At 43.1% G+C, this 10,197-nt stretch carries 13 protein-coding genes; 2 read left to right on the forward strand and 11 right to left on the reverse strand.

Features of this window, described 5'->3' with window-relative positions:
- Positions 1-285: 285 nt before the first annotated feature.
- The 10 genes from Q0241_RS00800 to Q0241_RS00845 all read right to left on the reverse strand — a co-directional run bounded on the left by Q0241_RS00800 (position 286) and on the right by Q0241_RS00845 (position 5,490).
- A complete protein-coding gene (locus tag Q0241_RS00800; protein ID WP_299371592.1) occupies positions 286-480 on the reverse strand; it encodes a hypothetical protein in 195 nt (64 codons plus the stop codon).
- Between the two features lie 6 nt (positions 481-486).
- Entirely contained in the window at positions 487-822 is a 336-nt protein-coding gene (locus Q0241_RS00805) for a hypothetical protein (protein WP_299371595.1), read from the reverse strand.
- Positions 823-1,022: 200 nt separating this feature from the next.
- Positions 1,023-1,211 (reverse strand): hypothetical protein, encoded by a 189-nt coding sequence (locus tag Q0241_RS00810; protein ID WP_299371598.1) that lies wholly within the window; start codon positions 1,209-1,211, stop codon positions 1,023-1,025.
- Between the two features lie 38 nt (positions 1,212-1,249).
- Positions 1,250-1,387, reverse strand: coding sequence for a hypothetical protein (locus tag Q0241_RS00815; RefSeq protein ID WP_299371601.1), 138 nt, complete (start codon positions 1,385-1,387; stop codon positions 1,250-1,252).
- A 16-nt stretch (positions 1,388-1,403) separates the two neighbouring features.
- Positions 1,404-1,745 (reverse strand): hypothetical protein, encoded by a 342-nt coding sequence (locus Q0241_RS00820; protein WP_299371603.1) that lies wholly within the window; start codon positions 1,743-1,745, stop codon positions 1,404-1,406.
- Positions 1,746-1,762: 17 nt separating this feature from the next.
- Positions 1,763-2,032 (reverse strand): hypothetical protein, encoded by a 270-nt coding sequence (locus tag Q0241_RS00825; RefSeq protein ID WP_299371606.1) that lies wholly within the window; start codon positions 2,030-2,032, stop codon positions 1,763-1,765.
- The gene (locus Q0241_RS00830) at positions 2,022-2,435 is read right to left on the reverse strand and encodes a hypothetical protein (protein WP_299371609.1); all 414 of its coding nucleotides are present in this window, start codon (positions 2,433-2,435) and stop codon (positions 2,022-2,024) included. The genes Q0241_RS00825 and Q0241_RS00830 overlap by 11 nt, the downstream gene beginning before the upstream one ends.
- 7 nt (positions 2,436-2,442) lie before the next feature.
- Positions 2,443-2,676, reverse strand: a complete 234-nt coding sequence (locus tag Q0241_RS00835) for a hypothetical protein (protein WP_299371612.1) — start codon at positions 2,674-2,676, stop codon at positions 2,443-2,445.
- 52 nt (positions 2,677-2,728) lie between these two features.
- Positions 2,729-4,114, reverse strand: a complete 1,386-nt coding sequence (locus Q0241_RS00840; RefSeq protein WP_299371615.1) for a tetratricopeptide repeat protein — start codon at positions 4,112-4,114, stop codon at positions 2,729-2,731.
- Between the two features lie 143 nt (positions 4,115-4,257).
- Positions 4,258-5,490, reverse strand: coding sequence for a methionine gamma-lyase (locus Q0241_RS00845; RefSeq protein ID WP_299371619.1), 1,233 nt, complete (start codon positions 5,488-5,490; stop codon positions 4,258-4,260).
- Between the two features lie 223 nt (positions 5,491-5,713).
- Here Q0241_RS00845 and Q0241_RS00850 point away from each other — a divergent pair, with 223 nt between their 5' ends.
- Both Q0241_RS00850 and Q0241_RS00855 read left to right on the forward strand, forming a co-directional pair.
- Positions 5,714-7,264 carry a sigma 54-interacting transcriptional regulator gene (locus Q0241_RS00850; protein ID WP_299371622.1) on the forward strand — a complete coding sequence of 517 codons (1,551 nt, stop codon included), beginning with the start codon at positions 5,714-5,716 and terminating at the stop codon, positions 7,262-7,264.
- A 328-nt stretch (positions 7,265-7,592) separates the two neighbouring features.
- Entirely contained in the window at positions 7,593-9,287 is a 1,695-nt protein-coding gene (locus Q0241_RS00855) for a methyl-accepting chemotaxis protein (protein ID WP_299371624.1), read from the forward strand.
- Positions 9,288-9,388: 101 nt separating this feature from the next.
- On the opposite strand, the gene Q0241_RS00860 is transcribed toward Q0241_RS00855, so the two are convergent.
- Positions 9,389-9,784: a group III truncated hemoglobin gene (locus tag Q0241_RS00860; RefSeq protein ID WP_299371627.1), complete on the reverse strand. Its 396-nt coding sequence runs from the start codon at positions 9,782-9,784 to the stop codon at positions 9,389-9,391.
- Positions 9,785-10,197: the final 413 nt, after the last annotated feature.

The raw sequence follows: 10,197 nt of genomic DNA on the forward strand, positions 1-10,197 counted from the left end.
ATGTTATCTGTGTCGGTGGTAGCTGGCTCGCCCCGAAAGATCTGGTCGCTGAAAAGAACTGGTCCGCGATCACACAAATCGTTCAGAAAAGTATGGCCGCCGTTCGCTAAAGCCTGAGCACTTATATGTCTGGGGCAAAATAAAAGCGTTATCCAACCATTAAAGATTGCGCCCGAACTGAATCTTTATCTGCTTTAGCGATGTCTCCAAGGCCATTGTGGGCGCGGGCAACATAGTTCCAGTTTTGAATCATAAAGTCATACACAGCAAGATATGGAATTGGGTTCACACCCTAGTATGATTTAACTCTAAGCAATCAATCAAAAAGCCTTCATCCTTGCCCACAAAATCAGGCTTGAGCATTAATGTTTTCTTTGCTTTGACAGCTTTATTTTCATCATCAAAAACGCCTAATGTCTTAACGCGCTCGCGAAAATCATCAACTTCTTCAACGTGATACAAAACATATAATTTTTCCATACAAAATTACCTTTTTGTTATAAGAGACTTTTTTATCACCATTTCAATATTTGTAACTATATCTTCCCATTTTATAATTTCACCTAAAGCTTTATCTTCGCGCTGTTCAGTTTCAATATTATATATTTCGTACTCAAAATAATATTTGTCTTCCCAAATATAAATCGCTCCTACATGGCTCTTAGTTTCAAGTTCAATGTATGTCCGATATATATCATCATTACGTATTTCGGGAAGTTTTCTTAATAGATAATCATCGCCCCCACCAAGAGTTATCTGGCAATCTGGATATTTTTCAGAAAAGTCCTGAACAATTTTAAATATCTTTTCACGAAATTCCATAACACTATCTCTAATTGAATATTACCACTTAAATTTATCTTCTATATGTTTAATATTACAGGCTCCTGTTAACCCTAAGGGAGATTTGCCCTTCTTCACCTGTACCTAGAACGCTGACTGTTTAGGCCAGGTATTGTATACCAACCATTAGTATCAGTTGACTGCAACTCCATAAAATCAGAGCGTTTAGTAGTTAGCCTTTAACCTGCCATCAACGATTGTGCCCGTGCCGCAGCTTTATCAGCTTTTGCAATATCGCCCAGTCCTTTGTGAGCGCGGGCAACATAGTTCCAGTTTTGAACGGACGTGGTTTTCAATGCGCAGCGCTCCTTCGCCAATTGTAGGGCATTGATCACAAAGAGCAACAAAGATGCTGTCAGTATCTTCACCGAGAATAAGCCCCCCGGCCCCTTTGAGGAAGCTGACATTAAAGCGTTCGGGATAGAGTGCCTCTGGGGAAATCTTCTTTCCTCACCAGCGGATAATCCAGCAGATACGACAGAACTTCCGCCAGATCCCGCTCGGCCACCAAGCCCAGTTTTGGAAGCAAATAGATAATGGTCAATCAAAGCCTGTAATTATTATTTCCTCGACAAGAACATCTCAATGTCATTAATAGCATCCTCGACTGTGCTTCTCATTTTAGGTCTTATCTGAACGAGTCCTTGCAACTTTTTTACAACCTTATCTTTGTCAAGATTTCTTGAAATCCTTGCAATATATCCTAGTCCATTGATAGCAGCTTTAGCTACCCATTCATCTTCGTCATTAATAAACTCAAGATACTTTTCTTGAGCCCATCTCCAATCATCTAATTCGCTTAAGCTTAATAAAAGCAAACATAATTCTCGGCCTTTAACTTTATCTAGCTGAGACAAAATTTCGATTTTCTTTTTTTTGGGAATAGGCTGATATTGTCTCACTGGATTAGTTTTCCTTTTTAATTAACAAACCCACCTTTTCGCAAGGCTGATTGTTGCTTTTGCGTTAGCTCACCCCATTCGACTTGATAACCATGATATTTACCTTCTTCGTGTGGTGCAAACACATCAAACTCGCCTGTCTCAGGATGCACACCAACTAACCTATCTGAGTTTTCTGAAAATTCAATCGCGTCTTCTAGTTTCAATTCAGAAGGTGAGATCCAGGAAGGAAAGCGGGTAAGTAATAAAAAAGCCCGCATAATACGGGCGTGATTTCTACTCTTCATCCATTAATGAACGATATTTTCGAAATACCTTAATAGCTTTAGGATCATCGTCCAATAATCGTTCATAAAAGGATATATCCTTAGACCATTCCTCAAAAACTAATAAAGAAGTTACTTCACCATTTGGATAACTGATATAAGATAGTCTCCAAAATGAAGACTGATGCCCATCAACAATACTAAATAGTTCTGCAGGGTAAGGAGTTGGATACTCATCATCTTCATCTAGGCATAGATAAAACCAAGGAGAATTATCCCTAAATATAATACCATATACACAGTACTCTTTGCTTTTCTCTATGTTTAACACCCCATCGGATAATCGAATATATTTTTTCAAACGATCAATAGTTGAGCTATTATCTAACTTAAGAATATTATTTATTTCACATAACACTTTCATAAGGGACCTATCTTATACTTGCCTCATCTACTGCTTTCTCAATAGCTTTATTAACCTCATTTGCGACTTTAGCAACTGTAGCCGTTCTTGCACTTCCATTCCCGATAACAGATCCCGCACGTGATGCGGCATCTGTATAGTTTCCTCTAATAATGCTAATTGTTGCATTTGTTAAATCGACAACAATACCTATGGCAGGAGCTTGACCTGCAACGGAGAGAATATCTTGTGATTTATTCAAACTCTCGGGTAATTCATCATAAAACCCTGTTGGATCTATATAGGAAAGAGCGTTATCCTGCCATCAGCGATTGTGCCCTTGCCGCAGCTTTATCTGCTTTTGCAATATCGCCCAATCCTTTGTGGGCGCGAGCAACGTAGTTCCAATTCTGAACAGATGTGGTTTTCAGCGCACAGCGTTCGTTCGCCAGCGCCAATGCGAGATCATAGCGTTTGGACCTCAAGGCTGCTTCCAAAAGGGTCCAGCCAATGATATCTCGCTGTGCATGACTTCCGCCCAGACGGTGTGTCCGATAGCGCACAGCCAACAGACGATCAACACAGCTGTTGTAGTTTTCATTCTCGAAATCTTGTAACGCCTGGCAAAATGGAAGCCCAATTTCACGGCTCATGGCCGTATTGGCATCGGTTGCATGATCAATATAGCGTTCATTCGCAGTAAGAAGTTTTTGCGCCGCGTCGGTACGGCCGTCAGAGACAAAGGTCATCATGGCATGGACATCATTAAAGGCATAAAGCGTGTCAGAAGCACTTGGTTCCCACTTATCGGCTAGGGATGCCCAACGATCCCCGACATCAACACCAAGTAATTTCAGACGCCACAACAGTGCAGCGGCATCAAGCTCTTCGTACTTATCGACCGTTTGATGTGGTGTTCGCAGGTTATTGTCATAAACATCAAACACGCGGTCGATTTGGCCGATATCAAGGTGGAACAATGACAGATGCCACCAGAGATGATTGGCAAAATGGCTTTTTGACCAGCTTGGTGCGCGATCACGCATGAAGCTGATACCACCAGCCTGTCGTCCCTGCATTTCCATCACATGAGAAACAGAATGAACCGCATAGGGATTATCTGGCCGGATCGCCAGTGATAAACGTCCCATTTCTTCGGCCTGTAGATAGTCCGAATTTTCTTCCAGACCAAATGAATAGAACCCAAGAACGAATTCATAGCCCGGCATATCTTCGTCCCAAAGGGCAAAGACCCGCGCGACACAATCGCGTTGCCCCGCAACATCACCAAGTAAAACATCTGTAAGGTGGATCAATTGGAGCGCGAGAAGATCATAAGGATAGCGGGTTAAAACTGCTTCCCATTGTTGAACAGCCCCGTAAAAATCCCCTTCAATCCAAGCTTTTACAGCCCTGATATGTCCCTTTTCCCGATCATTGGCTTTATCCCAAAGCGCTTCGGCTGCATTCAAGGCAGCAACCATTCTTTTATAAATACGGGTTTCAAGAGTTTGGGTCAGCCAAGCCGCTTTGAAGCAATGGCCCATGATAAAATCGGGATGTTCTTTGAGAACCTTGTCAATTCGTCCGATGGCATCACCATAAAAAGACATCGCGCAAATATGTGCGTCTTCCATGGCATCGATTGCTTTCTGATCCCCATAGGAAACAGGAACACCACGAATATCTTTTAAGGCCACAAACCATCCCTCCAAATTTATAACTTATTTGCCTCGCCCGATTAAAATCCAGGCTTTGGTATCAATGAGGCTGAATCACCAGGGCTCTTCTCTTTAGATAGAAAAGAAGCCCTAGCTTACTCTTTTTTATGCCGTTTTGGTTTTTATGCCGTTTTTGGCATAACACTTACGTTACGACCACCCCCAGCAATTTCCAAAGCGTGATCGAGATCAGCGAGAATATCTTCTTCTTCTTCCAACCCGACGGACAGACGCACAAGGCTGTCTGTAATATCATATTTCAGACGCTCTTCTTCCGTATAGGTCGAATGGGTCATCGTTGCCGGATGCTGGATAAGTGTTTCCGCATCACCAAGGCTCACCGCACGAACAATCATCTGACAGGCATCAATCATCTTCTGCCCCATATCCAGACCACCCTCTAGCTCGAAGGCAATCATACCACCAAAATCAGACATCTGTTTTTTGGCAACATCATGCTGTTCAAAACTTTCAAGGCCCGGGTAGTAAACCTTGTTGACCAGCTTGTGGTCTTCGAGATAACGCGCAACGGTCTTAGCCGTTTTACAATGACGATCCATACGCAAGCTCAGGGTCTTCAAACCACGAAGAATAAGCTGTGCATCTTGTGGCGAAAGAACCGCACCCGTCATGTCTTTTAGACCGATCAGGCGAATGTCATGCATAAGCTCGGCAGAGCCAACAATAGCACCCGCCATCAAGTCCCCATGCCCGCCCAGATATTTTGTTGCAGAGTGTACAACCAGATCAGCCCCAAGCTCGAGCGGACGCTGTAAATAAGGGCTGCAATAGGTATTATCGACAACAACGGTTGCATTCTTGCTATGTGCGACCTTTGAAATTGCTTCGATATCAACGATACGCATGTTGGGATTTGCCGGGGTTTCAAAATATACGACACGGGTCTTATCACTGATTGCATCTGCCAACTTTGCAGGATCAGTCAGATCAACGTGACGGATTTTAACACCAAAACGTTCCAGCCCATGGTTAAAGAACGTGAAAGTACAGCCATAAAGGGTACGATCAACGATAACTTCATCACCTGGCTTCACGAGTGTCCAAAAAACCGATGTAATCGCGCCCATCCCAGAAGATGTCACCAGAGCAGCTTCACCGCCTTCTAAAATGGCCATACGTTCTTCGAGCAAGGCAAGTGTCGGGTTCGAAATACGGCTATAGATATACCCCCCCTCTTCTTCCGCAAAACGGCGACCACCTTGGGCAGCGGAATCAAAAGCAAAGGTTGATGTCATATAAACTGGCGGGTTCAAAGCCCCCTGATGATCCAAAGGGTTATAGGCATGATGAATTGCACGGGTTGCAAAGCCTTTTTTACCAGCAACATCAGACATTTGTTTCTTCTCCCAGAATGAAGCATTTGTTATCCCCATATAAGAGCAACAGTCGTGCCAACAAATAAAATCGTTCTAAATCAATCAGTTAACTCCATGGCACATATATTAATGTAAAATATTCCTTACACCTTTAATACAACCAACTCTTTGTTTCCTTATTATCTTTGATTTTTAAACAAAAATATGATGTAAATATATTCTTACGTAAGGAATTTTTTACATGCGCTTACAATTAAAGGGTGATAACCGATTAGGAATCACCTATGAAGTTTTGAATGTTCTGGTTAAATCCGGGCTAGATATCCGTAATATGGAAGTAACAACACACTTCATCTATATGGACATTCCTGCCCTAAGAAAATCGGAACTTGAAACACTGACCTCTGCGGTAAAGTCAGTGCCGGGAATTCACGAGGTCAGCGCTATTGATCTTTTGCCCACAGAACGCAGACGCTTACAGCTTCATGCCGTGTTATCCAGCTTACCAGAACCCGTCATCGCAATTGACACGAACGGCTATATCACCCAAGCAAACGAAGCCGCCCAAGCGATCACGAAGCAAACAGAAGCCAAATTGCGCAATGCCTCACTGGATACTCTATTGCAAACGCCATTGATCGCAACCCTACAACAATCTGCGTTTCACATAACGGAAACCGAGGCCGTGTTAGGTGGCGAAACCTACCTGATAAGAGCAGAACCAATCACGTCAAAAGAAAAATCAGACAGTAAAATATCAGGAAGCGTTCTCATTTTCCTAAGACCGGCACAGCTTGGTCGCGCCTTTAGCGCATTAGACACACGACAAGCAACCCGGGGCTTTGATGCCATCCTTGGCGAAACGGAAATTATGCAGAACATAAAGGGGAAAGCCCTACGGCTTTCAAAGGTCGATGCCCCCCTTCTCATTCTGGGTGAAACGGGAACAGGTAAAGAGCTTTTTGCCCGCGCATGCCACGAAACCAGCAATCGCAACAGAAAACCCTTTCTTGCCCTGAACTGTGCCGCCTTACCGGAAAGTCTGGCCGAAAGCGAATTGTTCGGCTATGCCCCCGGTGCCTTTACGTCTGCTGTAAAGGGCGGCAAACCCGGCCTTCTGGAACTCGCAGACACGGGCACGCTCTTTCTTGACGAAATTGGTGAATTGTCACCCTACCTTCAGGCAAAATTGTTGAGGTTTTTACAAGACGGTATCTTCAGGCGTGTGGGGGGCACAAAAGAAATCAAAGTAAATGTCCGGGTCATTAGTGCGACCAATCGACATCTGGAAGACATGATTAAAACGGGGGCATTCCGGGAGGATCTCTATTATCGCCTCAACGTCTTATCTATTACTCTGCCACCGCTAAGGCTAAGAAAGGGTGACATCCCCCTTTTGACGCAACATTTCACAAACAGAGCATCAAAACAGGTCAACTGCCCACCCCCCAAAATCTCACATGAACTTCTTGCGCTACTTAAAAATCATCCTTGGCCCGGCAATATTCGCCAGATGGAGAATGCTATTTTTAGGGCCGTGTCACTGTGCGAAGGCACAGAACTCACAACTGCAGACGTAGAATTCTCCAATTCACAGCCATTGAAATCACCCCATGGTTCAGAGCTAACATACGATAATATTACCAACTACAAAGAAGCGTTAGAAGCATTCGAAAAGGAACTCTTCACAAACTTGTACCCACAACACCCAAGCAGCAGGAAGCTTGCAAAGGTGCTCGGGGTTTCCCACACGACTGTCGCAGAGAAACTAAAGAAATATGGGCTGACATAAAATCACCCTAAGGCCGAACAAATAAAGCAAAACGGTTAAGCTCACGGCCTGCGACAGAAAAGCGCGACTAAAACACTCAAGAATTAACAATCACCGTATCTTATTGTTTTTAATAACATAAAATAGAATTTATATTTTTCAGATAAATCCATCCATAGTTGCAACTTTTAATATGCGTTAATATTTCAGCTTGATAATACGGGCTGGAAAATTTGCAAAAACGTACCTTTGTCAAAATCAGGATACGTTTTATTTTTCTGGATGGTGGTACCACGCGCGTTATAAACGCATTCAATTTCCAAGTGATAAGTTTTCGAAAGAGTTCACTATGTTTATCAATAATTTCCAAATTAAACATTTGGGTATGATTTTTTCTGCAGTCTTACTCATTGTTGTCGGTGTCGTCGGAACCACTACTTACTTTAGCCACAAGGGTAATGAAGACATTAATCATCACTGGGACACTTTTCGCCAAATTGACTATAACAAGCAGCTTGCAATTACTAACTTACAGCACTCTCTTGGCTTTGGCGGGATGGTCCATCAATTTAAAAATTACGTTCTTCGCCAAGATCAAAATCGTATTACAAAAATCGATAATGCAATCAATAGGGCAAAAGAATCTCTTGGTAAGTACCAAGAATTAGGGGTAACAAAAAAAGAAACTGATGCCCTTAAAATGATTGCTTCTGTTGTTGATGATTATGCAAAAAAATTGACCGAAGCCCAAGCAATGGTTAAGGCAGGAAAATCACCTCAAGAAATTGATTCAGCGGTTAAAATTGATGATCAACCAGCCCTGGACGGTATTAATATTCTTAATGCCGCTATTCAAGAAGGGATTGATCTGAATACAGGATCGGTACGGCAATCAATCAACTTTGTTGAACGTTTGAATACCTTTGCCCTGACATCTGTTTTTGTCTTCCTTCTTTTTATGTCTGGTATGAACCTTTGGTGGAGCCGAAATCACCTCAACAAACCGATAACAGCTATCACCTCAGTCATGACACGGTTGGCAGATGGCGACCTTTCCATCACGGTACCAGCAATAGAGTGGAAAAATGAAATTGGACAAATGGCCCGCGCCGTTCTTGTCTTTAAAGAAAACGCCGAAAAAATTCACGAAATGGAAAAGAGACAAAAAGAAAGAGAAGAACAGGCCGAGCTTGAAAGAAAGAGCCTGATCAACAAATTGGCTGACGATTTTGAAAACCAGGTTGGTTCGACCATTAGAGAAGTCAGCAACGCCGCGACTGGCATGGAAGCATCAGCCCAACTTTTATCAACCACAGCGGAGAACACATCGCAACAGGCCACATCCGTTGCGGCGGCATCAGATGAAGCCGCCTCTAACGTACAGACTGTTGCTGCTGCTGCCGAAGAACTTTCAGCTTCTGAACGAGAGATTAATCGTCAAGTCGGCAGATCGTCAGAGGTCGTCGCCGGAGCTGTCAAGAAAGCAGATGGCGCGCACGATACCGTTGGAACCCTCGTCAGCTCGGTAGATGAGATTGGTAAAGTCATTGAGCTAATTACTGGCATCGCAGAGCAAACCAATCTTCTTGCGCTTAACGCAACCATCGAAGCGGCCCGTGCTGGCGAAGCCGGAAAAGGTTTTGCCGTTGTAGCAAGCGAGGTAAAAAATCTTGCCAATCAAACGGCAAAAGCGACCGAAGAAATATCCGGGCAAATTTCAAATGTTCAGTCCGTCACAGAAGATGCCGCAAAAGCTCTGGAAGCCATTGGAAACTCTATCCGTGAAGTGAATGAAATCGGCGATGCCATTTCCATAGCCGTTGAAGAACAAGGGGCTGCAACACAGGAAATCGCCCGAAATGTTGAGCAAGCATCTGCAGGAACCCGCGAAGTTTCCAGCAACATCCAGCACGTCAGGCAAGCAGCCGCAGATACAGGCGAGACCGCGAAAGAAATACTAAAAGCCTCTAGCAGTCTGTCACACCAATCTGTGAACCTTCAACAAGGACTGGATACTTTCTTGTCTCAGGTCCGTAATGGTTAAGTGCAATTATTAAAGATTGTACAAAAGACAAGACAAAAGGGCTGGTGTTTTTCCAGCCCTTTTCTATTCGCCTTAATAATTAGATATTCCCGCGATATTCGTTAAGTACCAACTTTCACGTCTTCCGGTTTATAGAAAATACCCAACATCAAGCTTTGGGCAATTCGTTCAGCCTTTTCCTGAATAAAGTCAGCAATTTCTGTCGTAAACAAATTCAAATTGGTTTCGCGAAAAAGCTCTAACCATCGGTCGAACAGATGTCTTTTAATACCGTCAACCTTCATATGAACCATCATCGGGTTTCCCTTATATTGACCAGATGTCAATAAAACCGAAGACCAGAAGCGACACATCGTCGCCAAATGAGGATCCCACCGATCACCAATGCTATTATTAAAGACGTCTTTTAACATCGGGTCTTTACGAACCCTGTCATAAAAGCTGTGCACCATAGTATGTATGGCTTCTTCTGTAATCTCTGTGTACGGCTGGTGCATTTAATCTACTCAATAAACAAACATTAAGATGATTATAATATATATCTTTAAAGTATGCGAATGGCAAAATTGTCGCAACAAAATGTTATCCAAATTCAAAAGGAAAACAACGCCTTTAAAAGTAAATTATTTTGTCTCTTTTGCCCTAAGAGCGTTTTTGGGCTACATAGTGTCGCGCAGGCGTCTGTACGCTTGCCAGTCTATATATAATTAATAATAAAACCCCGAAAATAATTGGGGTTATTGTTTATAACTTTTTGGGTTAATACCCTACTTTACCGGAGACGCACCGATATGACCCGTACGATCCTTAGTTCAGCGACCAAAGAGATCGCAATTGGTTTTGATGATCCTTTCTGTATTATTGGCGAGCGGATCAATCCAACAGGCCGTAAAAAGCTTGCAGAAGAAAT

Source organism: uncultured Kiloniella sp. (genome assembly GCF_937128705.1).
Classification (GTDB): domain Bacteria; phylum Pseudomonadota; class Alphaproteobacteria; order Kiloniellales; family Kiloniellaceae; genus Kiloniella.

What these genes read in the sequence shown, in the direction of transcription:
- Q0241_RS00800 (WP_299371592.1), bottom strand. Translation starts at nt 480, where the DNA reads ATGGAAAAATTATATGTTTTGTATCACGTTGAAGAAGTTGATGATTTT.
- Q0241_RS00805 (WP_299371595.1), bottom strand. Translation starts at nt 822, where the DNA reads ATGGAATTTCGTGAAAAGATATTTAAAATTGTTCAGGACTTTTCTGAA.
- Q0241_RS00825 (WP_299371606.1), bottom strand. Translation starts at nt 2,032, where the DNA reads ATGAAGAGTAGAAATCACGCCCGTATTATGCGGGCTTTTTTATTACTT.
- Q0241_RS00830 (WP_299371609.1), bottom strand. Translation starts at nt 2,435, where the DNA reads ATGAAAGTGTTATGTGAAATAAATAATATTCTTAAGTTAGATAATAGC.
- Q0241_RS00845 (WP_299371619.1), bottom strand. Translation starts at nt 5,490, where the DNA reads ATGTCTGATGTTGCTGGTAAAAAAGGCTTTGCAACCCGTGCAATTCAT.
- Q0241_RS00850 (WP_299371622.1), top strand. Translation starts at nt 5,714, where the DNA reads ATGCGCTTACAATTAAAGGGTGATAACCGATTAGGAATCACCTATGAA.
- Q0241_RS00855 (WP_299371624.1), top strand. Translation starts at nt 7,593, where the DNA reads ATGTTTATCAATAATTTCCAAATTAAACATTTGGGTATGATTTTTTCT.
- Q0241_RS00860 (WP_299371627.1), bottom strand. Translation starts at nt 9,784, where the DNA reads ATGCACCAGCCGTACACAGAGATTACAGAAGAAGCCATACATACTATG.